Source organism: Salinigranum halophilum (assembly GCF_007004735.1).
GTDB classification, from domain to species: domain Archaea; phylum Halobacteriota; class Halobacteria; order Halobacteriales; family Haloferacaceae; genus Salinigranum; species Salinigranum halophilum.
In genome coordinates, this window is record NZ_SSNL01000006.1 from 297183 (window position 1) to 323300 (window position 26118).

Genomic DNA, 26118 nt, shown 5'->3' on the forward strand with positions numbered 1-26118 from the left:
ATTGTCAAACGCGATACGGGCGGGCATAGATATTTTAATGGCTCTTTCTTGATTGATTATATCACCCGCGAAGTATCCCTCTCTCGACACCACCATGGCGCTATTTAGGAGAAACGTTGTTGGCACTGAGGTCCTCTCGATGTGGCGATACGTATCCCACGCCGAACCAGTCACTCGGAAGGAACTTATTCAGCGATACTATCCCGGAGATGCATCGAACCCCAACGAGAGTGATCAGCGAAAACCACTTGTTGATGCAATCGATTTCCTCATCGACACTCGACAGTTCCTGGAGCACGAGAATGGACTGGTGATTACGGACGCAGCCCGTGAGGAAGTGTGTCCGGAAGTTTCGATTCTCCGTGGGATCCGTACCGCGACCGGCGAAGACGCCGCCTACAACGACGTCCTCGACGTGCTGACCGAAGACGACCAGGTCTTCTTCGATCGAGGAGATCCATTGGTAGACCTGCTGAGTGGGCGACGGAGCGATGTCAGTTGGAACTCCACCCGTCTGAACTACTGGCGACGAATGATGGATGCGATTGGCGTCGTCAGAGACGTTGATGCGGATTCAGATGAGGACTATACCACCATGTTGTCCCTCCATCGAGAGCTACTGAATGCACTGCTTCGCTCAGTGATGGAGCCGTCCGAACCGGCGCAACTCAGCCAAGTCCTCAATGACCTTCACGAAGAGTACCTCCCAGTGTATGCGGGCGCGAATCGAAACAGCGTGGCAGCATACATCGAGCGTGCACTCTCCCACGCTCAAGCACACGACGACGTGAATATCGGACAGGAAAGTGACTTTGGACCGACAGTTGACCTCAACGGAGCTGGAGTCAACTTAATTGCACTCCGAGTACGCAGTCAAGAATGACGACCTATCCAAAAAATTGGACGACAGATGCGATCCGCAAGTACATCACACAAGAATCACAACAGAAAGATCGTGAGTCGTTCGAGAAAACACACGTCCCGATAAGTCGAATACGGGTTGAAGAGGACAAAGCAGTGTCCTCTTGGGTCGACGAAGACCAACGACTAGTTGGCGAAGAGATCGTCTTGGAGACCGTTCTCGACTCAACGCCTGACCAAGGGAATCGACTGTTCTTCGTTGTCGGTGAGAGTGGGAGTGGAAAGTCCGAACTCTGTCAGTGGCTCGATTACAAGATTCAAGACGAGGTCACTGATCAGACATCGGATAGCTTCGCACACGAGCCGATCCTCATCCCACGCCAGGTCAGAGAACCCCGGGATGTACTACAGTTACTCACTGAGAACCTCGACGAGTGGGATTTCGAGGATGTAAAGTATCTCTCGGACCTTCCGGAGTCGGGCATCTTCAAAACGGTCACTGGGAATATCATCAATCGGTTTAACAAACGCCAGACCGCGACGGTCGACTTTCTCAACGACGACCTGTTCGAAGACAAAGTCAAAACGAATCTGAGTGAGTACGTCGACACCTTCGCCGACCCCGACCAAAGTGTTGAGTTCGAACCGATCTCTCAGGAATCTCTCGAGTCGTTGCTCGAGAAATTCCCGCGCGTCACGCACGAACACGAGCACCACGATATCGAACCAACAGAATACCTGTATCGTGAGATCAAGACTGCAGCAACTGACGCTATCGAGGAGATGTTGTTCGATGGAGACTTCATCGATGTGTTGAACGGTGTCGATGAGGCCTATCGAGAGCGAAACCGCCGCCCGGTGTTGATCATTGAAGACCTGACCGGGTTCACGATCTATGACCACCAGGTTCTCTCGTTCTTTTCGGATCTCGGTTCAGCCCATTTCGACGTGATTGTCGGGGTAACCACAGGTGTCCACCGGCGGCTCATCGACAAACGACGTGCAGACGTCTCCTCTGAGGACACTATCGATGACCGAACGATGGCTCGGTTCCGACTCACCGAAGAGACTGCAGACGGAACTGGCTCTCGGACCCTCTTTCTCGAACAGGAAGACGTCCATATCGACCTCGCTCGAAAGTACTTGACAGCGATTAAGTCAGAAACCGATGCACAGTACGAACCGCCGCTGCCTGCGGGGTTGAGCGCAGACGACGTTGAATCTGCGTTCGGTGACGGGTTGTACCCGTTCAACGAGCAGTTCCTCACCCGGATTTACCAGAATCTCCAAGAAGACGAGATCCGCAAACAGACTCCGCGTGTCTATCTCACGTTCGTCATCGAGGAACTACTGAACAGCATTACTCCTCCCTTCGAGCATGCAGAGAAGTTACAACAGCGGTTGGGCGTAATCGAGAACCCGATCTCACCAAGCTACAACGGCGAGGACGAACCAGTCCTGAAGTGGTACGGGGTCGTCTCTGGCCGCGCGCAGGTCGCCGACTCGCGGATTCCCGGGTCATTCGGGATTGACAGTGAGGGGCGTGCTCCAATCGTCGACGATCCCGTTGATGTGTGTCCCGAGTGTGGAACCGGGATCTACCAAGACAGCGATGAGTGGGTCTGTCCTGAGTGTGGATACGAGTCCACGTCGGGAGACACACGTAGGGAAACCTTCGACGAACAAAAAAACGAGCTCCTAGCGTGGTGCCGCGGGGAGACGGATTTCAATCAGACGAAGAACATTGAGCGTGGTGCAGAACGAGTGATTCGATTTTTCCACCGGACGCCGGACTCACTCGTTCGACCGGGGAACTATTCACAGTCGGCGGCATATTTCAGGTGGGAGAAGGGGTCGACGCGAGTCCCCGTCCATATCGACAATGGGGACAGCCCGAACTTCACACAGGTCGTGTTGAACCCCGATTTAGACGAGAAACTCCTCAGAGACCTCCTGCGAGTTGGTGTCTGGGACGATATCGGCATCACGACACACGACGCCAAGGAGAATATCGACCTGGGTCAGTTGCGAGAGTGGGCTGACGACGCTGTCCAAACGCTCCGAGCAGACATTGAATCTGATATTCACGACACGTACGGTGCTGATCTCGATGAGATCGCGATTTTCGGGAAGTATCTTCTCAACGTCTTCACTGGAACCAGCACCGAGTTCACCGCAAGGGCGCTGGCACAACCAGTCGATGAGTCGCGAATACAGCTCGCCTTCTCCACGACAGCGTTCGAAGGCGATCTAAACAAGCTCCAAAATAAAGCCGAGTTCCTCCGAGGTCTCTTCCACGCTCGGTTCCACGTTCGGAGAAACGTCGTCGATGCCGACCAACTCGAAGAGACAGTGGGCGATCTCGACCCTGAGAAACTTCTCCTCCGCATCGGGTCGATCAGTGGAAGTCTCAAGGGACTCAAAATCGGACCGAAGTCCTCTGAGACGATCGAATTCGACACTCTACTCAAATCCCCGGTCTCTCTCAACATTAGAGGGTTCGCGCGTGATATCGATGAGTACAGTTCCATCTTCGCGGACGATCTGGAGTCGATTCGGTCCGAATACGGAGGGTTGTATCGACGACTCAATGGCATCGAATCTGAGTTCGACATCAAGACACTGACCGAGGCGTACTCAGTCGTGACGCGCCAGCAGCCAAACGACCTCAGCGAGATAGACGACATCGAGCTCTCGACAGTCAAGACGCTCATGAGCGAACTGGAGAGCATCGCCCAATCCGTAGAAACGTGTGACTCAGTGTGGGACTTCCTCCTTCTGAAGCAAACGGCGTATCAACTGAAATACAAGGGGTCACTGAGTGATTATTTTTCTCAGTTCAGTACCTTTGTCGATGAATTGGAGGGGCTCGAGACGGATCTCGACGCTCGAATCGCGGAATTAGAAGACACGGAGTTTAATCCGGACACTGAGTCGTTCGACCAGGCACAGCAGACTGCTCGGACGCTTCGTGAGAGGTTAGGTGAGTCACTATGACGACAGCACAGAACGTCTCGACTGTGCAAGACCGTATCGAATCGATTCACAACAAGGCTGAACAGGTTGCCGAACTTGCAGAGGAGGCCGATCAGATCAAGGCGAAACGCGAACGGGCCCAAGCAAAAAACAACGGGTTCGAATCGCTCGAGAGTAAACTCGATGACGTCGAAGAACAGTACGGCAAACTCAAAACATGGGTACAGATCGCGGGGTGCCTCAACGTCTCTGTCGAACGGGATGAACTTCGAGCAGTAATCGAAGAGATCGACGGCGATATCGGTTCGTTCCTCGAGAGAGATTACGAGGGGTTCTACAACCGGAGTGACGTCGATGACGAAGCGGCGTCGTTTGAACACCATCGAGAGACCCTTCGAGGCTTCACCGATGAGGTAAAGCGTGATGTCCAATCGGTGGCACAACAGGAGGCAAAATCCGTCGATCGGATCCAGTCGCTTCTTCAGATTCCAGACATCGGAACTGACGAGGACAAACAGGTTTGTGATAATTATCAGTACTTCCTCGGCCAGATCTCGAAAGGGAACATGCATCAAATCACTATCGAGCGCCTCTCTCAGCATCGTGATGACTTCCACTCGTTGGATATCAGTCTGGGTACGGATCTCTCAGAGGAAGCGAGAGACGTGATTTGGAGTATTCTCGAAGACAAAGAGGTCACACTCGCGGAAGTGAGTAGTGACGTCCTGGCCGATCTCAAGAGCTTCGAGGAGTTCAGCCAGCGACTCACTGTTGAATTCACGAGGTCTACATGACTCGATTCGATCCGATTGCTCTCGGGGAATACGCACAAGATAGCTACGCGACGTACCTCATCGGTGGTAACCAGCGAGGGTATCATGGCCTGCTTGAAGGATTTCAAACTGACACAGCATCGGCAGAGGGGACTCCGACTGAGTTCATTCGCTCAAAAGGACCGATTCTTCAGGGTGTTCCTGCGGCAACCTGGAGTGAGACCCCCTGGACAACGTTTGCACGCTCGGTAGACGGAACGTTCGCCCCGAACGGACTCGAAAAGCCGATTATTGACGCGTTCACCGACGAGGGGTTCGAGAGCCTCCAGACACATCAGGAGGAAGCGATACAGTGGCTCGTCGATGACAAGCACGCACTCATTGCTGCGGGAACGGGACGTGGGAAGACGGAAGCGTGGTTCATCCCAATACTGCAATACGCACTGCGTGCGAAGCGTGGTCGCATAGAGGGGCACTCTGGCTACGATTCGTCGATCAAAGCGGTTATCACATATCCGACAAAAGCACTTGCACAGGACCAACTCAAACGCTTCATCGAGTATCTCTGGTTGGTCAACGAAAAGACCGACCTACCGAGCGATCAGAAACTCACTATCGGCGTCTACGACGGTGACACGCCGTATCGAAACTGGGTCTCCGGAGAGAACAAAGACCCCTTCACGTACCTCATCGACTCGTTCAAACACTTCGAGTTACCAGGGACGATCGCAGAACAGACCGCGATTGATGAGGCGACCCTCGAGGAGGTCCCACCCAGTGTCTTCGTTGAGAAGGGAAGTACCACAAACGAGTATCGACTCAAGTTACGAGAGGAATACGGCGGCCACCGCCTGGATTTCGTGCATCTCACACGCGACAAGATGCACGAGGATCCACCAGACATCCTGTTGACTAACCCGGACACCATCAATTATCGACTCTTCAACATCAATGACGAGCAGGCCCACCGGATGTTCGTCGACCAACCCAAGTTCTTGGTGTTCGACGAGGTTCACACGTATCAGGGCCTTTTCGGCGCACACGTCTCCATGCTCGTCAAACGACTCCGGCAACTCCGAACCGAACGCGGAGTCGAAGATCAACTTCGGATTATCGCCTCAAGTGCAACGATTGACGAGCGAGAAGTACTGTTCCAACGGTTATTCAACGTCCCTACCGACGAGCGAGACACGACGTACAAACTCATCGAAGAAGCGACCTCCGACGAGGTATCGGGCGAATCCGGCGAGTTGCCGGACAGTTTGACCACGGTCCGGTTTGACCCTGATACGATCGACCAGCCCGACTCGTGGTCAGTAGAGGTACGCGAGCAATTTTCGGACCTCGGGATCGACCCGACGGATGGGGGTGAACTCTCAGAGCAAGTGTCGGCTGCCGTGTCTGATGGGTCGCTCCAGTGTGTTGACCACCTTCACGGTGTTCTTCAAGACCCGCTTGCAGACGAATATGATATCGATGCCGCACCGGAATTCGATGACTTCACCGACTACATCGAACGCACATACGGGTGTAACTCCGCCGAGGCGACACGTGCGGCGCACAACGTTCTCGTGCTGTTTGGACTTGCAGGATATGAACTTCGGGCTCACGTACTCAACTGGCCCGTTGACGGCTACTACAAATGCCTCCACTGTCACCAGATATACTCGAAGCCGAAAGAGTGTGATTGTGAAGGTCACGAACACAGCACCTCGTTCGTTACTAAACTTCGATTGTGTCAAGACTGTGGTGAGCAGGTGTATGAAGCATGGCTCTGCCCCGACTGTGGGACAGTCCGCCCGGTGACACAGGAGACAGAAGGTGAGTATCTCTATGCAAGCAAACCGGAGTGTAATCACCCAAAGCACGCAGAGTTACAACGTGTTTACTGGACTCCCGAGTACCAGTGCGCTTCGTGCGGGACGATCGAGCGACTCAGCGATGGCTTGGGCTACTGTGCGTGTGGGGGGTCGCTGACCCGGACAACCGACGGCCTCGTTTGTAAAGACCCGACCTGTGAGAGAGAGAACAAGCCTGCAGAGAGTAGCTGTGCTGACTGTGGTGGGCAGTTGGAGCTCTTAGAACCAGAGCGACTCGAGTGCTCTGACCCATCCTGTGAGCGCCATGGAGACGATCAGGAGGGTAGAAACTGTCGCGACTGTGATTCACGACTGGTTCCGAAGGTTTCCCTCTCGTGGATCTGTAGCAATGAGAATCACCGTGGGCATCGACCGTGGGAAAGCCCTGGTACCTGTGACTGCGGTCGTTCGACGTTCGTCCTCCCGGCGTATATCGATACCCAAGAGGCGGATTACTGCGTCGACTGCAACGAAAGCCGGAAATCCGAGGTCTATCACCTCGCCGGGACAGGTTGTGCAATCGAAGGACACGATTCGATCGACAGAGAGTACTCTTCGTTCGGACTCAAGGCGGTGTACCGTGATTCGGACGGCAACATCCGTCTTGCATCACCCGGTAAGGCCTCGCATGCGCTCCCCTGCTATCACGGACGGCGTCGGAACTACGACTCACTCATGCGGTCACCGACGAACGCGGGCGTCACGATGAGCCAGTTTATGTTGCGACGATTGGCTGATCGCAACGGCTCCCAAGAGCAGGCCAAACTCATGTCATTCGCGGATTCGTACCGTGACATGGAACGGCTCGCAAACGACTTTGACGAACCCGAACGGAAACTGTTCATCCAACAGCGGATCCTGTCGTTCCTTGTCGAGCATCAAACAGCGACGCTCACCGAACTCCTTGAGGGAACACTCGAATCAGCACGGGCGTATTGGAACGACATCGAGGCGAGCGATGACGTAATCGATGACGTCATTGGCTACGGGCAGTGGAGAGGGACACTCATGGGGCAACTGCTGCCGGGGTCGTATCTGCTGTACAATAATAATATCTCCCGCCAGTACGGCGAACTTGTCAACAAAGGATTCGTCGATATTTCGTTCGCAAAGCCACTGCGAACCCCAGAAGAACGGAAGATCTGTCGGGAGTTGTTGGAAGAAAACCGCCAGCCTCGGCAGTCACTCCTCAAGACGATTCGCGAATCAACCGAGATTGCGAACCCAGTTTCGGTCATCAGCGATTTGAAAGAGCGTGGCGTCCTCAGAGAAGACGAAGAGTACGACCGCATCGGATTCGACTTGGACGCAATCGCGGTCAAGTTAGTCTCCGACGCGCATGGAATACCGTACAATCCCCATTACGATACCTTCTGGAGTACGGCAGAGAGGGAGGTCGGGAAATCGATTCCGGAGACAGTCCAGTTTACCGTTCGATACACTGAGCGGGCAGACCCAGGCTCACCATACTTCGAGCGGACAGCGTACAGGGCAGCGACGACCAGCCCTCGACTACTACTCAGTCAAGTCTACAAGGGAGACGTCCCTGCTGACGAACGACGACGGATCGAGCACGAATTCAAGCACGATCCGACGCCGAATTTCCTCTCGACCGGGCCGGCGATGGAGATCGGGATCGATATCGGAGACCTCAACACGTTGCTACTGATGGGGACGCCACCGAATACGAACGCGTATCTCCAGCGGATTGGCCGAGCAGGACGTGACGTCGGCAAGTCACTGGTCACGACGGTCAGTAAGCGCAACCCCATCGATTTCTACTATCACAAACTCCCGGAGAAACTCATCAGCTCGGCCGAAAAGCCTGTGCCACTCAACCAGCACAACGAGAGTGTTCTTCGAATTGCACTGACATGGTCGGTGATGGATTACATCGCTGCTCGATATCACATTCCGTGGGAACGAAACGAGCACGTCGACAGCCAAGAGATAACGAAACCCGACCCGAGCGAGTGGGATCGTTATCGGAAAGAAAACCCACGAGACAAGCCCCCCTCGGACGTTCAGCGCTTTACGCAACTCTACAACAAACGAGTCGAACAGATTAATCACGGGTCGATTTTCGAGGTGCTCCAGCACATCGTCGAACATGATGACGGGGTCGACAAATGGCTCCATGATCTTCTGGACTACGTCTACTGCCGAAACTGCCAACATATCTTTTCTGCAGAGACGACAGGAGAGTGCACGGAGTGTTCCGAGGGAGATCTTCGCCACGCAAGAGAGGAGTTCGACGAACTCATCGACGACGTCCTCAATAACTTCGCCAGTCGAGTGGTGTATCCTGCCTACAACTATCGGAGTGACTTACAGTCGGATCTCCAAGGAGTCGTCGACGAAATCGATGAACTGGAAGGGACTGCACAGGCAGGTGGAGGGGGAGCGTTCGGCGGAGGCGGATTCGATGAGCTTGACTCGCAAGGGTCCGACTCAGAAGTCGATCGCCGTCTCAGTCGCCTCAAACTCAAGCGAGACATGATACAAGACCTCATCAGCGAGTACAACAGCTCGAAGTTCAGTGACATCCATGGTCGGTCTGCGGTCTCCGAGTACGTCCCTCAACTACGAGCGTTCGGTGACTCGGTGGCGGTGACGCGTCGTGAGCGGTCCAACCGCGGGACGATCAAAGCCGAGAGCAAGTCCTCGTGGGACAGAGATTCCGCCATGGCGATTCGCGAACTCCATCCGTACGCATACGTTCTTCGCAACAAGCGCGGATACGTGGTGACAAAGGTGGAGCGCGATACCGAGGGGACACGCGCGCTCCAAGAGCAAACTGGCGGACCGAAACTCCGCTGCCGAAAGTGTGGGTTCACGACACAGTGGGAAGAGCAATCCCAGTGTCCAGATGACGGCTGTGATGCGGGTGCGGAGCACCTCGTGAAAGTGGAATCGATAGCCATCAACGGTGTCGAGCTCACGGAGGCGTCTGTCGAAGAAAACGACTACAACGTGACGGACGTGTATCCGCTTTCAGGGTACAATACGAATCCACGGAGCACCTTCGGGCACACCTCGACTGAGATCCCAGAGTTCGAAGTCGAGCGATCCGTAACGTTCACCGGCCCCGATGACGCGCTGCTGTTCACGGTTGAACAGGGGAGAGTCGAGGTCGTCGAAGCCGTCACATCCTTTACGACCTCCTATGATGACGAGCAGAAAGATCCACGAGAACAACCCCTCCGAATCTGTCACGATCGCGACTGTGGGAGTGTTGTGGTCCCCGGCGCTGATGGGACGAAACGGTGTCTGAGCGATCCGACCCACGACCGCTCTGAACAGGCCGACGTCTTCGTGGGCCGGACCTTCACGACGAAAGGGCTGCGTATAACGGGGTCAGAACTCTCTGATTCGTGTCTTCATACGCTCGCGCATGGCTTCAGACTCGCACTGCAGCGGACCGGTGGACTGGATATCCGCAGTCTGCAGGAAGCGTTCAACGAGGGCGATGACGAAGCGTTCGTTTTCGAGAGTGCTGTTGGTGGGAACGGCGTCACGGATCTCCTCTTCCAAGTGGAAGATGATGTCCACGTCGAGTTGCTCGACGCATTGACCGTCATGCACCAGAATATCACCGGGTGTGACTGTGCAACGGGTTGTCCCGAGTGTCTGTATCAGTACGGGTGTTCCGAACGCAATCGGGATACGACGCTTGCGAAAGACCTCACTGAAGAACTCCTTGACTCGCTACTGAGTCAGCAACCTGAGGAGATCATCACCGGATAAGCAGACGGGTTCCGGAGGTAAGCGTACGTTCAACTCGTCCGGTCTCAGATGACCTCACTGAGCGAGGACTCATCATCCCCCTCCTTCGGAAGAGGGGCGCCCTCTTCAAGGACGAATTCGGCGAACTCGATCGTTGGATCGCCACCCGTGTCGATCGCTTCCTCGAGGATGTCCACGCCGCCAGCTGCATACTCACCGAGGATTTCCAGTTGTCGAAGTTGATCAGAGAGGATCTCTGGATTTCCCGTCTCCTGATACGCAATCGAAGCTGCAATCGAGGTATACAAATCTGTGTGGTTCACGTTCGCCCAGAGCATCTCCTTGTCCCCATCTTCGTCACGCTGTCTCTGGCCTCGCTGATACCCCAGCGCGGCACAGAACATGAACATATCGACGTAGGACCCGAAAATGCCGAACTCTCTGACAAGGGTCTCATACAGTTTCGGTCGGGTGTAATAGATTCGGTCGCTCATAGGGAAGCCTCCTGTCCGGTCAGTTGATCGTGTTCGGGTTTGAGTTCCGTCACCGGGTACGAACCATCAGCTTCCCCGTCATCGAAGTCGAGAGAATACTGCTTCCCAACGCGTGGACGAAGTTCATCGGCAACTGGTCCGCTCCACTGTGAATCCGTTGCGAAGACGACGACTTGTTTGGCGAGTTTAGGGATTTCACGGCTGATATGTCGGCGGTGGGTATTGTCTAGACTCCCGAACGGCGAGTCCATCACGATCGGATAGATTCCACCTGAGAAGTATTGCGCGTCGTTCGCTTCTTCGTGTCGCTTCCGAGCGATCGAGACGAGGCTTCCAATGAATGTGAGACTCGCGATCTGGCGTTCACCACGGGACATCTCTACCCGCTCATACTGGTTGCCGACCTTCTTTCGAGCCTCTAATTCGAAGTTCTCGTTGATGATCGCGTGGAGCGCCTCACCGTCCTTGTGCGCGATTGCGTCAAACTGTTCGGAAACCGTCTCGTTTGCCAGTTGGCGCACTGTTTGCTGGAGTTTTCGGAAGGATGAATCCAGTTCGCCCCACGTCTGCTCTGCTGCCTGCCACCGCCGTCGAGCGAGTTTTGCTTCAGCTTCTTCTTCCCGTGCCTCTCGGACCTTCTTTTCGATGTTCTCTTTTCGTTCCTGTAACTCCGAGATCTTGTCCTCGATGCGTCCAATGTCTTTCAGGGTCTCCCTGAGCTGCGCTCGTTTTTCTTCGCGTTCCTGCTGGAGTTCCGCCGGTGATTTACCGTCGACACCTGTTCCACTGAGAGAGGACAGTTTTGTCTCGAGTTCGTCGATTCGTTCGGTTTGCGCTCCGATCTCGTCTGTGAGTTCCGCTTGTCGCGATCGGCGGTCAGTGAGCGTCGACCGTAACTCCTTGTACTGTTCCTCAGCGAATCCGAGCCGACTCTTCGTCTCCACAGCGTGCGCATCGACACCACTCGCATCGTGAGTCGGTTCGATAGCCTCAACTCGATCGTGATATATCGACCCTTCATCTAGGGGTCGACCGCAGATACACTTCTCTTCTTCAAGCAGGTTATCGAGGAATTCCTGCGAAACCCCGGAACCTAACAAATCGTTCGAACGAAGTTCTTCCAAATCAGCAACCGTCTCCCTCATCGCAGGAAGAGCAAACGCTAACACGCCGTCTTTTGTGAGTGACTCTCGGATGCTCTTTGTGACCGACTCTCTCTCCCCGATGAGTCGCTTCCGCTCATCTTCAGCGGCTTGTAATTCCGCTTCAATCTCTTGGCTCTCGTCTTGTTCTTCCAACTGATCGGTTATTTCCTCAATCCGAGCCTCAAGATCGCGCTCCTTGCCATGGTACGTCTCCAGTTGGGCCTGTTTTTGGGTTAGTTGCGACTCGATCTTGTCTTGTTCGTCGAGAGACTGAGAGAGTCGATCGCTTCCTGAGGATTTCAATTCAGAGCGAAACTTCCGAGCGACGTCATCGAGATGGCGGAGTGAGCGCTCTAGAATAGTCAGTCCCATTATGTTCTGGATCGCTGTTTTGATGCGCTCTTGATTCGCTGTTTCGGCAAGGGCGTCGATATCTTCACCGTCGAAAAAGAACAGCGAACTTAGTCGTTCGGGAATCACCTGCATCAGGCGTGTCTCGGGGTTGTTGATCGTCTGGGACCGGCCCTGCTCATCCGAGGTGAGGTTCGTAGTCGTCTCACCTTGTTCCCCGAGTAAGTCACCCGCATGTTGTTTCTCGTACGAAGTCGTTCTGGTGGCAACATACTGAACACCATCGTGTACGAACGAGAGTTCCACCGAGACCGGTACCGCATCACCCACTGCCGCCTCGTCAATCGCCTTCTCGTTTGCGAGTCTTCGAGTACCAGTCTCGAAGTCAGTATTCCCGTACAGCACCCACGTAAATGCGTTCAGTAATGTCGTCTTTCCCGATCCATTGTCTCCGTGAACGACGGTGACGTTTTGTTGTTCGTCTTGGGAAAAATCTAGTTCTGCATCGCGAAACTGTCTGAAGTTTTTGAGCGTGAGTCGGTGGAGTTCCATTAGTTCACCTCTTCCTCGATTATTTTCTTGACTTCAGGGATAATATTGTGCGGTCGCTGGAGGTGGAGCTGCTTTGCCTCAGCATCAAGAATCCGATTTTGGATACGTTTGATCGTCTCCTCGTCGATCTCGACATCCGCGTCCACATCGTCACTCATTATTCGTTAGAAGTACTAACCATCTGGATGTGTATATATTTGTCCTGGGATTATCAATTCAGATGTCGGGACTGTGATGACATTGGATTGGGTCGCTCGCCCCCGAACAGAGAGCTCCGACACTCGTAGGAACGCCCACCCAATAGTTGAGTTGAGCTCATGTTGATAAGTACGATACGTTCTCTGGATAAGGGTACTCGTTTTGAAGATAGTTCAAAACCTTCTCCGGATATGGTTTGAACGTAGGCGTCGTCTCAGTCAGCTCCGGCCACAACGACTCGAACACCGCCCGTACGTCGAACGGATTCGAGACCCGGACGACCGCCTTTCCGGTTTCTTTCTCCGTGAGGGTCGGCCGCTTCACTCCGCAGTCACTCATCCACCCTTGAATCGTCTCTGCCCGGTCGACGTTCGACACAGAGATGTTGAAACCCCCTGTCGAAAAGTAACCACTTGACTCCAGCCATCCGCGCAGAAAATGCGTCTCCAAGCCATCTCCGACGTGAGGAAAATCACCGGCATCGTAGTCCGGGTACGGATATCCCGCATCACGCAAGTGACTGATAAACGTCGGATTCGAAATCTGAGTGCTGGTGAGTATGTTCCCAGTCTGAGAGTGCGTGTTACGTGAGATCGAGTATTCACTGTCGACTGCTTTGGCAAATTCGGTCACAAAATACGACTTCTCTCCAGTTCGGCCAATCAGTAGTGCGGGCTTTTGATTCTCTCCGTGAAACTGTAGCGACGAATGGGCGACGAGCGCTCCGAACCAGTATGCCTTCTCTGGGGTTGAGATATCTGCAAAGTATGACTCATCTATTTGAATCCGAGGTCCCCCTACGTCGCGGGTTTCGAGACCTGCCGCTTCCTTCGCAGCGTTCCACGAGCCAAACACATACCTGATCGCGTCTGCTGAAGTGGCTAGATCCAGTGAATTGAATTCCTTATATGAGGGAGACTTACCTAGTTGCTCCGCTGCGTAATGGAGGAGTTGGATCAGGTCAGCCCGTCGCTCTTCGCTCACCACACGATTTGACGAATCCTTGAACTCCGAACCGTCTGGGAGTTCCTCTGCAAGGAGTGTATCTAACTCTTCCATCAAATCGTCGTTCATGGAGGAATCACTGTATGTCTGATATATAAACATCGGGCAGCAATTCTCAAGTCGTGATACGGTAGGAGTGAGGCTCCTGTGAAGAGGAGTAGCGAGCGGGCTCCAACCACGGTTTACGATTACGTGTAGAAGCCAACCGACAGCTATAGTAGACTTTGAAACTCTTCGCAGCCGATTGCGCCGCTCTGGCCGTCCCAACGGGTTCACAATAGGCCCTGACAATCGAGTGAGTGGATTCTTTCAAAGTCTACTATAGAGTGCGATTGTTGCTCCGGATCGGATTGTGGTCGACGAGACGAAGTATTGATAACGCACGCATTGCTGAGTTTCCTGTCGATGATACATCCACGTTGTGGAGTCTAGCCGCGCTTCGTCGGGCAAGTAAGCTAACAGGCGATGATGTCAAGATCAAAACCCTATCTCAGTACACAGACGAAGAATCGAGGGAGATCTCGAAACGATGTAAGAAACTGCGTTCGGTTCTCGGCCAGAAGGAATTACAGAGCTTCCGTCACAAGCACATGAGTTAGTGGTCTGCCGGTGGGATGTATAGCCATACTCTCCCACCCGGTCGCCCAGCGATGCAGTCCATGGACCGGAGAGCCTGTGAAACCAGGTCCCAGAGTTCACCCGGGGGACGGTTACCAACCGAGATCGACTCTAAGGCAGTCGCTTTGACTGTGCTCGTTCTGGCTACCGACTCCGATCGTATCAGACGAGCGGTGACGACGGTCGCGTTGAGTATCTCCTCTCGTGTGAACGCACCTAAGCTAGTGGCATCGTCGTGAGGCACTGGGTCTTTCCGATCGTTGGTTTCGGACCGAGTCTGCGTCTGACGAGAACTGTGCTGCTCACTGGATCCGGATTGTGACGACAGAGAGACATCCGTTTCCGGATTGATAGGACTGTCTGGTGACGTCGTGTCGTGTCCTGTCGGTTGGTGTGGTTCCGCTCGGATCGAAGTCTCCGTCTCCGATGCCGGTCGAGAGTACTCTGCTGCCTGAGACTCTCCAACCGCTACCGATGCAAATGATTCGGCGATTTCTCCGAGTATCCCTTCTTCGGCTTGGATCTCCTCTAGTGAGAGAGGTGCCTCGGTCACCTCCTCGTCTGTCTCAAACTCGCGTAAATGTTTGACTGGATCGAGATCAGGATTTAGTAATAGAGGTTCGAACTCGCCACGGGTGAAGATCCGCTCGTATTCGGTAACGATCCCGTCCAACGCTTCTACTCCCTCTTCTGTTATCATGTACGTCGAATCGAGATCTAAGCGCGACGTTGCTTTCGCGGTTTGTGACTGTGGTGGGTTTCGATGCTGATCACGCTTGCTCGAACTGATCAGATGATGACGTAGAAATCGGGTCAGAAAACTGGCATCCGACGGGTTGAGCCCTGGTGACTGGTCGATAAGTTCGCGTGGGGTAAATGAGTCGACATCAGTGAGTGCCTTAGCCAATCGAAGATACTCGTCGTAAGTGGCAACAAGCCATAACATATCATAGACGATCGGGTTGTATTGGTGAGAGGGACGTGGAAAGATATCGAACAGGAAATCGCGATCTGCCTCGGTGAACTGCTGATTATATAATTGCTGTTCACCGGAGAGTCCACGGTTCAGTTGGATCTCCAAGATCCATCGATACCGCTTCGCGAGGCGAACCAAGGCCCATGTTCGATGTTCTGGTCGAAAATAGACGGCATGCACACCACTGGACGCAGATTTCGCCGGGACTAACCGAAGGGACTCGATCTCAGTTGTTTGTCTGAATTGTTGCGGTGAGACACTCAGTTCGTCACTGAAAACAGGCCCTTCCAGAATGATCTCGGGAGGGAAGCCACGGGAAGCGCTCATATACAGATATAGTTTAATTCAAATATATGAGTCTATGCTCTCCATTATCATTGATTAGTGTCTACTGGGTTGGCTGATTACTTTCATTGCGGTGCCTCGAACTCCGTCTTTTTCATTGACGAAGTCGTCAGCGCGAGAGCGAACGTCTCGATGGCGGTTCTGGACGAACACTACGACCGCCGCACCGAGCGTGACAAGATGGAACAACGAAGGCGATACTTGAATCAGGTGTAACCCTCCGTCTCGGGATGCACCGTTCGTTAGGATGGTGTTCAAATGACGCGAACATCACCATCGCCGTCGACGATGCCATCGCGTCGTAACACGAGTACTGACTCGTCGTACCCGTGTTGTTCGACCGCTCGTTCGATTGCCGCCGCAGCGATTCGGTCGTCGGTCAGAATAGCCACCCGTGGGTTCCCCTCACGCAATAATTCGATTGCCATCCCCGCGAACACCGTATCGGCTTTCTCGACCCGATGTTCTTCCTTCCCCGTCTGACGCGCAATCTCACGGCGAACGAAATCCATCGCTGCGACTGCATCGGGGTCCGTCGGGGATGGCGGATCGATGAGTTCTGCCCACCCCTCGTCTACCGCCCTTTCCACTCGGTCGGCGATATGCATCGTACTCAGTTCCTGTTTGACTCGCTGTGGAACCAGTAGCGTGAGTTGCCCACGCTCAGCAAACTCTCGAAGCTTCTGGAACTTCGGATGGTTTACCCCACCCACAGCGACAAACAGGTTCGTATCGATGAGGATGGCGTCCTCGGGACCGAGTTCGTTACTCCCCATCGAAGACTAATGCGTCCGGATCGCACGAGATTAGCTGATCGAAGTACGGATCATGTTCTCGGCCAGCCTCGAGAACCGGGCGGAGCGCGTAGATGATTGCCATCCCCTCGGCAGGCTGGACGCCCATCTCCGTCGCGGCCATTCGCTGCGTGAGTTCACCCGCGTAGTACTTCGCTGCCGTTTGGACCGCAGCTGTGAGTTTACTCACTCCGTGCCGGTTGTGGAAGTACGCGGCATCGTCGTCAAATTCCGTGAGAGCCACGGCGTGAATCAGCGTCGGCGTGATCGCGACCTCACGCCCGTCGACGAACGCGAACGGAGTCGCTGTGAGCTGATGCGGGCGCGTCGATTCGTCGCGGTCGACGACACCCAGCCGCTCCAGTCGTTCGACATCGTCGTACGCAGTTGCACGAGCGACCTCTAGTTCGTCGATGAGTTCCTGAATCGTCGTCGGGCCGTAGTAGGAGAGGTATACGTACTCGCGGGCGAGACGAGGATTCTGGAGCAACGTCGTGGCCGCGAGCAAGCCGTCAAGGTCATCTAGTGACCTCGGACTGGCTTCCTCGGTTGTGGGCGTACCACCGTGGTCGGTGAGTGTGGGCATACTCGTGATACGAAATCTATGTATTTTAGATTTTTGCCGCTTCAGAACGCAAATTCGTCCTGGGACAAGTCTGAGTGTAAGGCCACAATCTCCCGAAGTCACGGCTTCTTCGATTCGTTGAACACGCGATGGTGCTGGCTCGTCGTGCGGTTCCACGATTCTCAACGCGCTATTCGCCCAAGCGATTTACGCTCCGCCAACACGTTGTTCTGCTCTGTCTCAAGGTGAAACGACGATCACATACCGCGGCCTCGTTGACGAATTGATTCCGAGAACTCATCATCAAGTGTGTCGTTCACGACATCGAACAGACACTCGCGTTGTTCCATACAGCATAGTCACGGGTATCAGTAGATATCGGTTATTTTTTACTTCGACCAAAACGGCGTCAGTCACACTTGCTCAGGCTCAGACGGTTCGTAGACTTGAATCCAGCCGTCACTCCTGACTTTCACGAGGTAACGGGTGTACTGAAACTCGACCGTGCCGACGCTCTGTCGAGACTCACCGTCCACGCTCGGCCCGAAGAACGCAGTTTCAATCGCTGGTACGTCTACAATTTCGTACAGCGATGGCGATTTTACCTCAACCGGGGAGACACCTTCGGCCTCTGCGATGGCATAGACGATTGCGGTCGTGAGTCCCCCCCCCCGACAATCGGGTTGGTAGTATCGCTGTCCCACCTGCGACCAGTGCGTATCGACACCACTGGTTGGGTCGTCGTCGCTTCTTATTCCGCCGTTAGTCTTCTCGGTCATTCATCTCACTCCGTGCATGTGTTTCCTGATACGAGTCGAGACTGCCACCGATGCCTTCGAGAGCGGCCAGAACTTGGTCGGCGTGTTCGGCGGTCGTAATCGTCTCGGTCGCCTCGTCGTACGCGATGACTCCTTCGTCCACCAACTTCGGAACGTGAGCGTGATACAGTGAAACGTACACCGCTTCGCGCTGGTCTTCTCGTACTTCGTGTTCGGGAATCGTGTTCTCCCACGCGGCGATTTTGGTCGCCAACTCCGTCAACGACCACTCGGTGTCTTCGAGGAGGGTGTAGCAGATGTAGCGCTGTCGGGCGTGTCCTAAGGCCTCGTACACCGACTCGATCTATAGGGCGGCGGCAGTTGCGTGTCGGGTGACGCGGACACGTCGGATGCTGCTTCCTCATCCGCACCCCGTTCGTCAGCCATATTGGTATATAACACGCAGAGTGCATTAACGATTCTCCCGAGTTGGGGGAAGACGGTGTTTGCCTGTCTTGATTTACGAGGGGAGAACAGATAATCGTTTGAGGGTTTCAACGGAGTCATTTCATTTTCATCGATTGCACTCATATCTGTGAGTGGACGGTAATTATATTGACTACAACCTCGTGCTAGTCTGTATGAACGTCTCCGACGACGAACGTGGTCCGCCTCGCTCGGATTTCTCGGGAGATTTGGGTGAACGACTCGAAAACGCTCCGGCGGACGAACGCGTGTACCGAACCGCACTCGAACTCACCAGCCCAACTCGTGTTGTGGAGGTTGCAGAGCGAGCCGACTGTTCAAAGAATTCGGCTCGTCGGCACCTGCGACGGCTTGCTGACATCGGCGTGTTGACGCGGGTGACGGAAAACCCGGAGGCGTTCGAGCGGAACGAGTCGTACTTCGAGTGGCGGCGACTCAATCGACTCTCGGAACTGGACGACGACGAGTACCGAGACCGACTCGGTGAACTCCTCTCAGAAGACGAAACGTACCGCGAAACGTACGATGTCGAGACGCCGGACGAAATCGACCCACTGGAGTACGGAGAGTACGGCGACGCCGAGAAGGTCTGGCTGGACCTGAACAACTGGACTGCGATTCGGAGAGAGATTCGTGACCTCAGGCGCTCCCGACGGGAGAGTCCCGTCGACGAAGGGGTCGCCTGACAGTGGACGGAAAACACGACCGAACACCGAATCGGGCGCTCCTCCGAGAACTCGCGTCGTTGCTGGGGTCCGAGTCGTGGGTCGACAACACGACGGTGTTTCCGGTGAACCGTCCCGACTCGATTGTCATATCCCTCGAACGGCAATACTACCCTCACAAGTACGTCTCGGAAGCGTACATCGAGGTGCAGTCGTACACGAACGGCGACTTTCACATCTCGTACGTTGAAGATCATCATGGCGAGAGGTGGTTGTGCCGATGGGATAGACACGACAGTGAAGACTACACGCGAGACCATTTTCACGCACCGCCGGAGGCTCGTCACGAAGACGGTGAGAATCGGGAGTACCCGAGTTCAGTGTGGACAGTGATTTCTCGAGTGGTTGCACCGTGGGTGTACGAGCGAATGGGGACGGTCTGGGACGAGTTCGAATCATGAGGGCCGATTCACTCGGTGAGTTCGTCATGCTTCATGACGGAACCAAGTAAAGAACACGTGGTTACCCTGCCGCAGTACTGCGGTTTTGATTATACGGACCCGACGGGAATTCGTCATACCGTATGACGATCCTGAATTAATCGCCGTGCAGTCCGGCGATTAGGACTTCGGCGCTATGTCGTGGTTGACCCCGATTTGCATCGACACAGAGCCATGGCACTCGAACCACTCGACCCAGACACAACCGTCGAACCGTACCTCGAAGACCACAAGAGCGAGTTAGCGACCCAATACGCGCACTCCTCACGACTCGGCCACCTCATCCGGTGGTGTGACGAACAGGACATCGACAACCTGAACGACCTGACCGGACGGACGCTGCACCGCTACAGACTTCGGCGGCGTGCAGATGGCGACCTTGCCCCTCCGAGTGAGAAATCACAGATGGACACCTTGCGAGTATTCATCCGATGGTTCGGAACCATCGACGCTGACGTACCCGAACCGATAGTGAGTGCGCAAGCGAACGTCTCCACAGCGGTTCTAGACGAACACTACGACCGGCGGACCCAACGCGAGAAGATAGAACAGAGGCGGAAGTATCTCGATCAGATCTGAAAGCAGCGAAAGCTCCGAATGTGTCTTGATCTAGTCTCGAGAACATGCCCTCAATCGGAAAACAACTCGCGCCTCACCGATTGACACGACTCAAACGGTTAAACCGATAGCTGTTTGAGAATTTTGAAACCCTTCCTCAGGTTGAATGGGGAAATATTCAGACAAACCGAATAGTGAGGTGGATGTAAGATTATAGTGTCAAATATAGTCGCTTTATCGGAGACCATGCCTCGTTATCATGTGATCTATGACCGCGGTTGCATCTCCTCTCGCGATCACTCTGGCCAGGGGAATCTGGTCTGGAACTGACCGCGTATTGAATTTGCAGATTTCGACAATTGGCTCGATGTTAGATCGGCAGAACCGTCACCGGGACTTCTCACCGTCTGTTTCACCGCGTAACGGACCATGGATTCAATTTCAGCACCGGTTCTACCGTTTATTAACCCCTCATCGGGAGTGGGTGTACCCTTCGTAACAAACTGTTGTAACTCAGGCGAAAGTCGGTGCCCATTTTCGGACTTCCGAATCCGCTCAAGATAATGATGAAGCACAGATAGTGCATTCGAGCCAGACAGAGGACTGAACTCAATAGATTCTCCGAACCGGCCTGGGCGCGTTAATGCATCATCAAGTACGTCCGGGATGTTTGTCGAAGCAATCACCTGTACTGGACGTCCGGCGGAATTATTGGTGCGCTCAGTTCCATCAAGCAGGACTAATAGTTGCGCAACGAGTTGTGCAGTATGATCCTGGGTTGCGCCACTTCTCGAGCGGGCAATGGCGTCAATCTCATCAATATAGAGAACGCCTGCATCACGTGAGCGAGCCTCCTCAAACTTCTCTCGAAGCTGTCGTTCCGACCCTCCCACCCATCGGCTCAATATCTCTGGGCCAGAAATCACGACGGGAATCGAACCGTATCGTTCCTCGCACACTTCAGTGACGAGTTGAGTCTTCCCAGTACCAGGTGGTCCCTGCAATAAGAGTCCACGCTCCGGAGTCAGCCCCCAGTCTGAAGGGACATTTGACAGAAACTCGATGAGATCTTGTTTTTCGGAGTCTAACCCCGAGACTCGACGCACGCCCGCAGGTGCAAGCTGTTCTCGCCCAGCTGGTTTGAGAAAGCTTCGGTCAGTCGAGAATATCAACTCAGACGGGACCACTTCGTCCTCGAGTTCTTCCGTACACTCGAGTATGAGCGTACCATGGTTGCCCCCAGACACTTCTCCACCTACAGGTATCTCATACCGATACCACGTCTTGACACCTCCTTCTGTGTACTCGAAATGTTCAGAGTACTCTTCCAGATTATGTCCCGCGAAATTGAGTTCGGTTTGCGAATTCAACTCACCTGAACGGCGGATACGAAGACTGTTTGACTCCTCAGTGATGGTTGGAAGAAATCGCTGCCCATCGGTTGTAAACGCTCGCCGAACGAGTTTGCCGTTAGACACATCGGTGACGAATTCCTCGAAGAATTTACGCATTTGTCAACGCCCCCTCCACGGCAACGACACCTGAACACCCGTTTCCGTCAAAGCGTGGACTCAAAAGGAGGACTCTTGGTTGGTCGTGAGTCTGGTTCCACTGAGAAATCATCCTTCGAACCGCGTTTGACTGGAGTCGGTCCAGCTGCAAGACCCAGGGGGGAACAACCACTCCGACGATGTCGACCGTTGATTCATCGTATTTCTCAATAGTTTCGTAAATCTTTCTGAACCCAAACGCCCCCTCGGAACGACCTGTCTCAAACTCGAATGCGAGAGTTTCGACCCCATCAAAATCACACTGACCCTCAAAAAACGCGTCCAGTATGGACTCAGGTTCGCCAAGCGTAGAACAATCAACGTGTACATCTGCTTCCCCAGAATTGATTTGGTTATTTGATTCGGTCTGAATTGCCTCCGTTACAACATTGTTGAAGTACGACCGATAGTTTTCGTACTCCGAGGCATCGGTCTGTTCGTAGGCTACTCTCCCGAATTTGCTCGCGATTAGAGCTTTACTCAAGTAGTGGAAATCGCTCTCACCAATGCCTTCCTGACTGTTCTGGCGGCTGGTTAATGCGATTGCGTACCAATCTGGTTGTTCGATATTCCGCCAGAAGCGGTCTTCTACCCCTACGAGAGAACAGTCCTCAGTATCTCCGTCATAGCCGAGATACTCCGCCATAACGCGACTCCATTGAGCAGAGTTGTCCGACCGGGTTACAGAGATAACTGTCGTGTTATCCTCTTCTGGACTCCCAAGCGCATCGATAAGGGCATCGTACACCTGCGTTGCGACACTTCGTGTCTCGAAGAGCGAATGCCCAACATCACCAGGAACATTGAGCACGAGGTATCCAAGCCTCCCTGAGAACTGTGATTTGGAAACAGCGGTGAGTTTTGGGAGGACATCAGTACCGTTGTATCTGACTCGGAATCTATCCGAGTCGGTATCAAACTCCCACTCATCTCCGGTCATATCCAACCGCAACACGCTGTTTGCAAGCGCTGGGATCTGTGGACGATTGGAGACGAACTTGACCGGTTCGACCACCGGTTCACCGCCCTCAATGAAGCTGTACTGGTCTCGAAGCACCCGACAGAGATACTCGAACGATTCCGGTTCCTTCGGTGGCTGCTCATATACGATTACCTGGGGCCTCCGGCGGCTGAGTGGGGAAAGTTCCCCTCCCTCTGTTCCATCCCACTCTTTGAATTCGAACAGTCCCTCAAAGTCGGTCGCTGTCGATGCTTTGGCTTCTGTGTGTCTTTCCTCGAATTTCATTTGTGGCTGGTGCCGTCGTAACTGGACCGAGTCAACCGTCGTTACTTCCATCGCTGACCTACCAGTCGGTTTGAGAGGATTCAGAACGGTATCCTGCTCGCGGCTAATTGAAACAGCGGGGGTCTCAAATTGGTGCTGTATATTTGAACTGTCGGTAAGAGTGAGACTCCGTTCCACGTACTCTGTCGACTGAGTGACGACCGCGTTCTGTGTCTTCTGGTGCCACAGCTGTGATTCCAACTGTCCCTTCGGGTTTCGGAGGGTAATTTCCCGAGCACTCCTTGCACTGACAGAGACTCTAACCGAGTGTATTTCGGGTTTCTTGAGTCGAGAGCCGAGGTCTTTGCCTCCCGTTCGCTCTGGAGATGGTTCAGTCGCCTGGTTACCGTCTGCCGACTGCTGTGCTTTCTCCAATTCATCCTCAGTCTCGTCCGACGTGTCGTCAGAATCGGGGTTGGAGTGGTTTCCGGTCCGGGATGCGTATCCACGATTCCTTGCGTTTCTTTGTGGATCTTCATCCAGCCTATCGAGTTCTCTGTCACCATCCATTGAACTCTATCTCTTCGAGGGGGAGGATGTCGGCTATGGCTCGGATTCTGGGTTCGTCTTCGGTCGAATAATGATTATGCGTTGGCCTTTTTGTTGAATCCAAAGTCACGCTCCCTCTTGAGTTGAGGTAGAACGGAAGCAGGAACAACGCTTTAGCAACAGTATCTTTATCAGTGGGTACTCGCCCCATACGTTGGAACGCTGCCTGTATTACCTCGTCCACAGCCTCAGTTCGTGGGATGTTGTCCTCCCAGCTCTGGTATCGAAGTTGTTCAAGAGCATTTAAGCCGCCTTTCTGGTCCTCGACTTCGATTTCTATGTCGAATTCGGACGAGATTTGATATAACTTTGTAATATTGTCAAACAAATCCTGGTCTCTTCTCGTGTCCAGACCCGCCTGTTTCAGTGTCTGCTCCACGCCGACTGGAAGAAGTTGATTGTATTCTGGGTCAAGCCCAGTCACGACTACATTCAGTGCTTGAAGAGTTGGATTGACCGGAGGACAAAGCTCGAGCACTGCTTCGAAGAACTCTTCGAACTCCTCAGTCACGCGTAGAGTGTCAAACATCTCTGTCCCCTCACCCACTCGGTCAAGAACGAACGGATTCTCAGGCAGTTCCAGTCGTTCAAGATTGATATATGGCTCGGTGTTTTCGATATCTAACCTGCCTTCGAAGTACTCACTGACGTCGTCAAAGGCTTCTAGAGCCATCATAAGGTCTGAACTCTCCAGAGTAGGAAGATTCACTTGTGTTTCGGATGGGTTACTCTCCTCAAGTCTCGGTAATTGCTCCACAGTGATGTGCTCAGTTGTGTCAAGCTCAAAGGACCACTCGAACTCTCTCAGCCACCACGGAAGGTTTTCAGTCCCAGTCTCAGTTCTGGTGTACCCAATCAGATTCTGTGTTTTGTCTGGTAGCTCTGAGAAAGCCACATATTTAGTTCCCTTATGATCTGATTCCTCCCCTAGCAACACTGAACGAAGTTTCTCTTCGATATGGGTTTTATATCTCTGTTCATTCGGGAGAGCATCAATCGCAGCATGTACCGATTTGAGTTTGTCGATGCTGAGCGCTTCTTCATATGATGTTTTTGTGGTATCCATTGTCACTGTAGCCGTTCAGATTTAGCTCCGAACCGTTCACTGGTTTCGCAATTGTGGAACACTGATATATTTCCCCCGACCAAATTACAATGATTGATACTATACTGGTTCGCTTCCACCATTCTTTGCCAGATTGGTCTGAATATTATATTTTAGAAAGCATCAAATCCACTCCATACTTGATTGCGAACAATCGATTGAAACCCATGAGCGAACACAAGCAGCAGTCCGCTCTCTAGCCCGTGTGGTTTCACAGACGTCCGAATCATCACCGGTCCCTGTCGCTCCAGTATCGTGAGGGTATTCTCGAAGTACCCAGCACACCCAGCCTCCGTCACCGCAACAGAGGCCGAATCTGACCCAACAGACCACAGTTCTTCGACTTCCCACACCCTTCCCTCTGAATAGCTGAGCGGCGGATTATCACAAGCAGCGTATGCAGCGTCGACGAGTTCCTGATACACCATCCCCTCTGGTTCACGGTATTTTTCATTCACCGGCCACAGAACACCCGAGAAGACTGCACCGGGCCGTGTCGCGTCGTAATCGACGTGGTACCTGACGAACTCCGCTGCAAATCGTGAGGGTGGGACGGAGATGGTGTCGATAGAACTCCAGTACGTCGAACAGATTCCCTTGACCTCATCGCCGGGAAGTGTCTGTTCGTAGTCGTCCCAGATATCGGACGGTCGTAGTGCGTACGTCGGCGAAACGGTCTCGTCGTCTGAGTGGTTGGTCATTCGAAATCACCGAGTGACAAATCAGTCGAACCGTCGCCGGCAGCGTTTAGTTTCTCTTGTTGGTACTCTGTGATACGGCTGAGGAACCGCTCGTATGGCCACTCTTGGAACGACTGGTCGACTGGACCGAACAGGTTCGTCAAGAGTGCCACTGGTCCCCGGAGGTGCAGTCGCATGGTCTCGGTGAACGTGTGCCGCCCGCCTTCTCTCTGTGGTCCCTCTAGCAGCATCTCATCGATCCAGATGTCGACGTTCCAGTCGAGATATCCCGAGTGCCGCTCGTGCCGATTCTCGAACCTCCACGAGGGAGGTGTTTCCTCGTCGTATTCGTTGACGAACTCGTGGTGGGAGTCGGTGGTAGCTCTGATAACTGACTCAAGTGGGACTCCATCAGGGACAACATATGCCAGAGTCGTGAGAACCCACAGTGGATTCTCCTCGGTTCCCCGTGCCCAGAACCCACGGCCTGCAAACGTTGCGTCAGCAAACGACGCGTCGACGGAACGGAGACGTTCGAAGAATGGCACGTCTTTCGGTGTACTCACGCGGGTGAACGCATCAGGAATCTCGGTGGAGGATACGAGGAACTCTGTAGGAGAGGGTGCTTCCGAGGACGTCGTACTTCTCGGAAGACTCGAAGACAACGCCGTTGCTCCCATTGCGGTAAGGTACTCACGGCGATTCATCGACACCACCACTGTTCGACGCACTTCTGAACCAGCG

The 26118-nt window shown here is 53.7% G+C and carries 20 protein-coding genes and 1 pseudogene; 7 read left to right on the forward strand and 14 right to left on the reverse strand.

Annotated elements, in window-relative coordinates:
* Positions 1–94: 94 nt before the first annotated feature.
* From E6N53_RS16750 to E6N53_RS16765, 4 genes are read left to right on the forward strand one after another with little or no spacing between them, the layout of a single operon-like run.
* Positions 95–883, forward strand: coding sequence for a hypothetical protein (locus tag E6N53_RS16750; protein WP_142860652.1), 789 nt, complete (start codon positions 95–97; stop codon positions 881–883).
* A complete protein-coding gene (locus E6N53_RS16755; protein WP_142860653.1) occupies positions 880–3858 on the forward strand; it encodes a hypothetical protein in 2979 nt (992 codons plus the stop codon). Before E6N53_RS16750 ends, E6N53_RS16755 begins: the two co-directional genes overlap by 4 nt.
* The gene (locus E6N53_RS16760; protein ID WP_142860654.1) at positions 3855–4631 is read left to right on the forward strand and encodes a hypothetical protein; all 777 of its coding nucleotides are present in this window, start codon (positions 3855–3857) and stop codon (positions 4629–4631) included. Before E6N53_RS16755 ends, E6N53_RS16760 begins: the two co-directional genes overlap by 4 nt.
* Entirely contained in the window at positions 4628–10216 is a 5589-nt protein-coding gene (locus E6N53_RS16765) for a DEAD/DEAH box helicase (protein WP_142860655.1), read from the forward strand. The genes E6N53_RS16760 and E6N53_RS16765 overlap by 4 nt, the downstream gene beginning before the upstream one ends.
* A 44-nt stretch (positions 10217–10260) precedes the next feature.
* Here E6N53_RS16765 and E6N53_RS16770 read toward each other — a convergent pair whose 3' ends face one another.
* The 7 genes from E6N53_RS16770 to E6N53_RS16800 form a co-directional block, all read right to left on the reverse strand.
* Positions 10261–10689 (reverse strand): hypothetical protein, encoded by a 429-nt coding sequence (locus E6N53_RS16770; protein ID WP_142860656.1) that lies wholly within the window; start codon positions 10687–10689, stop codon positions 10261–10263.
* Positions 10686–12737: an AAA family ATPase gene (locus E6N53_RS16775; RefSeq protein ID WP_142860657.1), complete on the reverse strand. Its 2052-nt coding sequence runs from the start codon at positions 12735–12737 to the stop codon at positions 10686–10688. The genes E6N53_RS16770 and E6N53_RS16775 overlap by 4 nt, the downstream gene beginning before the upstream one ends.
* Positions 12737–12895 carry a hypothetical protein gene (locus E6N53_RS20815; protein ID WP_161596582.1) on the reverse strand — a complete coding sequence of 53 codons (159 nt, stop codon included), beginning with the start codon at positions 12893–12895 and terminating at the stop codon, positions 12737–12739. Before E6N53_RS20815 ends, E6N53_RS16775 begins: the two co-directional genes overlap by 1 nt.
* A gap of 157 nt (positions 12896–13052) precedes the next feature.
* The gene (locus tag E6N53_RS16780; RefSeq protein ID WP_142860658.1) at positions 13053–14009 is read right to left on the reverse strand and encodes a homing endonuclease associated repeat-containing protein; all 957 of its coding nucleotides are present in this window, start codon (positions 14007–14009) and stop codon (positions 13053–13055) included.
* A 526-nt stretch (positions 14010–14535) separates the two neighbouring features.
* Positions 14536–15861 carry a hypothetical protein gene (locus E6N53_RS16785; RefSeq protein ID WP_142860659.1) on the reverse strand — a complete coding sequence of 442 codons (1326 nt, stop codon included), beginning with the start codon at positions 15859–15861 and terminating at the stop codon, positions 14536–14538.
* Between the two features lie 272 nt (positions 15862–16133).
* The gene (locus E6N53_RS16795; protein WP_142860660.1) at positions 16134–16655 is read right to left on the reverse strand and encodes a PIN domain-containing protein; all 522 of its coding nucleotides are present in this window, start codon (positions 16653–16655) and stop codon (positions 16134–16136) included.
* Positions 16645–17259, reverse strand: coding sequence for a DUF7437 domain-containing protein (locus E6N53_RS16800; protein WP_142860661.1), 615 nt, complete (start codon positions 17257–17259; stop codon positions 16645–16647). The genes E6N53_RS16795 and E6N53_RS16800 overlap by 11 nt, the downstream gene beginning before the upstream one ends.
* Positions 17260–17387: 128 nt before the next feature.
* Between E6N53_RS16800 and E6N53_RS16805 the strand changes: the two are divergent.
* Positions 17388–17527, forward strand: a pseudogene (locus E6N53_RS16805) (IS5/IS1182 family transposase); the annotation flags it as partial.
* 124 nt (positions 17528–17651) lie between these two features.
* Here E6N53_RS16805 and E6N53_RS20820 read toward each other — a convergent pair.
* Together E6N53_RS20820 and E6N53_RS16810 are read right to left on the reverse strand one after the other, a co-directional pair.
* Positions 17652–18017, reverse strand: coding sequence for a HalOD1 output domain-containing protein (locus E6N53_RS20820; protein WP_161596583.1), 366 nt, complete (start codon positions 18015–18017; stop codon positions 17652–17654).
* The gene (locus E6N53_RS16810) at positions 18001–18351 is read right to left on the reverse strand and encodes a DUF7344 domain-containing protein (RefSeq protein ID WP_142860662.1); all 351 of its coding nucleotides are present in this window, start codon (positions 18349–18351) and stop codon (positions 18001–18003) included. The genes E6N53_RS20820 and E6N53_RS16810 overlap by 17 nt, the downstream gene beginning before the upstream one ends.
* A gap of 286 nt (positions 18352–18637) precedes the next feature.
* Between E6N53_RS16810 and E6N53_RS21750 the strand changes: the two genes are divergently transcribed.
* Together E6N53_RS21750 and E6N53_RS21125 are read left to right on the forward strand one after the other, a co-directional pair.
* A complete protein-coding gene (locus E6N53_RS21750) occupies positions 18638–19168 on the forward strand; it encodes a DUF7342 family protein (protein WP_142860663.1) in 531 nt (176 codons plus the stop codon).
* A gap of 653 nt (positions 19169–19821) precedes the next feature.
* Positions 19822–20226 carry a site-specific integrase gene (locus E6N53_RS21125; RefSeq protein WP_201741176.1) on the forward strand — a complete coding sequence of 135 codons (405 nt, stop codon included), beginning with the start codon at positions 19822–19824 and terminating at the stop codon, positions 20224–20226.
* A gap of 275 nt (positions 20227–20501) precedes the next feature.
* Here E6N53_RS21125 and E6N53_RS16825 read toward each other — a convergent pair whose 3' ends face one another.
* From E6N53_RS16825 to E6N53_RS16845, 5 genes are all read right to left on the reverse strand, one after another.
* Positions 20502–21716 (reverse strand): AAA family ATPase, encoded by a 1215-nt coding sequence (locus tag E6N53_RS16825; RefSeq protein WP_142860664.1) that lies wholly within the window; start codon positions 21714–21716, stop codon positions 20502–20504.
* Entirely contained in the window at positions 21709–23550 is a 1842-nt protein-coding gene (locus tag E6N53_RS16830; RefSeq protein WP_142860665.1) for a hypothetical protein, read from the reverse strand. Before E6N53_RS16830 ends, E6N53_RS16825 begins: the two co-directional genes overlap by 8 nt.
* Positions 23540–24655 (reverse strand): hypothetical protein, encoded by a 1116-nt coding sequence (locus E6N53_RS16835; protein WP_142860666.1) that lies wholly within the window; start codon positions 24653–24655, stop codon positions 23540–23542. The genes E6N53_RS16830 and E6N53_RS16835 overlap by 11 nt, the downstream gene beginning before the upstream one ends.
* 152 nt (positions 24656–24807) lie before the next feature.
* The gene (locus E6N53_RS16840; RefSeq protein WP_142860667.1) at positions 24808–25395 is read right to left on the reverse strand and encodes a hypothetical protein; all 588 of its coding nucleotides are present in this window, start codon (positions 25393–25395) and stop codon (positions 24808–24810) included.
* Positions 25392–26081, reverse strand: a complete 690-nt coding sequence (locus tag E6N53_RS16845) for a hypothetical protein (protein ID WP_142860668.1) — start codon at positions 26079–26081, stop codon at positions 25392–25394. The genes E6N53_RS16840 and E6N53_RS16845 overlap by 4 nt, the downstream gene beginning before the upstream one ends.
* Between the last annotated feature and the right edge of the window lie 37 nt (positions 26082–26118).

Coding starts and splice junctions, on each gene's coding strand:
- E6N53_RS16825 (WP_142860664.1), bottom strand. CDS start 21,716: ATGCGTAAATTCTTCGAGGAATTCGTCACCGATGTGTCTAACGGCAAA.
- E6N53_RS16760 (WP_142860654.1), top strand. CDS start 3,855: ATGACGACAGCACAGAACGTCTCGACTGTGCAAGACCGTATCGAATCG.
- E6N53_RS16835 (WP_142860666.1), bottom strand. CDS start 24,655: ATGGATACCACAAAAACATCATATGAAGAAGCGCTCAGCATCGACAAA.
- E6N53_RS16845 (WP_142860668.1), bottom strand. CDS start 26,081: ATGAATCGCCGTGAGTACCTTACCGCAATGGGAGCAACGGCGTTGTCT.
- E6N53_RS16750 (WP_142860652.1), top strand. CDS start 95: ATGGCGCTATTTAGGAGAAACGTTGTTGGCACTGAGGTCCTCTCGATG.
- E6N53_RS16795 (WP_142860660.1), bottom strand. CDS start 16,655: ATGGGGAGTAACGAACTCGGTCCCGAGGACGCCATCCTCATCGATACG.
- E6N53_RS20820 (WP_161596583.1), bottom strand. CDS start 18,017: ATGACCGAGAAGACTAACGGCGGAATAAGAAGCGACGACGACCCAACC.
- E6N53_RS16780 (WP_142860658.1), bottom strand. CDS start 14,009: ATGAACGACGATTTGATGGAAGAGTTAGATACACTCCTTGCAGAGGAA.
- E6N53_RS16775 (WP_142860657.1), bottom strand. CDS start 12,737: ATGGAACTCCACCGACTCACGCTCAAAAACTTCAGACAGTTTCGCGAT.
- E6N53_RS21125 (WP_201741176.1), top strand. CDS start 19,822: ATGGCACTCGAACCACTCGACCCAGACACAACCGTCGAACCGTACCTC.
- E6N53_RS16800 (WP_142860661.1), bottom strand. CDS start 17,259: ATGCCCACACTCACCGACCACGGTGGTACGCCCACAACCGAGGAAGCC.
- E6N53_RS16765 (WP_142860655.1), top strand. CDS start 4,628: ATGACTCGATTCGATCCGATTGCTCTCGGGGAATACGCACAAGATAGC.
- E6N53_RS16785 (WP_142860659.1), bottom strand. CDS start 15,861: ATGAGCGCTTCCCGTGGCTTCCCTCCCGAGATCATTCTGGAAGGGCCT.
- E6N53_RS16770 (WP_142860656.1), bottom strand. CDS start 10,689: ATGAGCGACCGAATCTATTACACCCGACCGAAACTGTATGAGACCCTT.
- E6N53_RS16840 (WP_142860667.1), bottom strand. CDS start 25,395: ATGACCAACCACTCAGACGACGAGACCGTTTCGCCGACGTACGCACTA.
- E6N53_RS16830 (WP_142860665.1), bottom strand. CDS start 23,550: ATGGATGGTGACAGAGAACTCGATAGGCTGGATGAAGATCCACAAAGA.
- E6N53_RS16755 (WP_142860653.1), top strand. CDS start 880: ATGACGACCTATCCAAAAAATTGGACGACAGATGCGATCCGCAAGTAC.
- E6N53_RS20815 (WP_161596582.1), bottom strand. CDS start 12,895: ATGAGTGACGATGTGGACGCGGATGTCGAGATCGACGAGGAGACGATC.
- E6N53_RS21750 (WP_142860663.1), top strand. CDS start 18,638: ATGAACGTCTCCGACGACGAACGTGGTCCGCCTCGCTCGGATTTCTCG.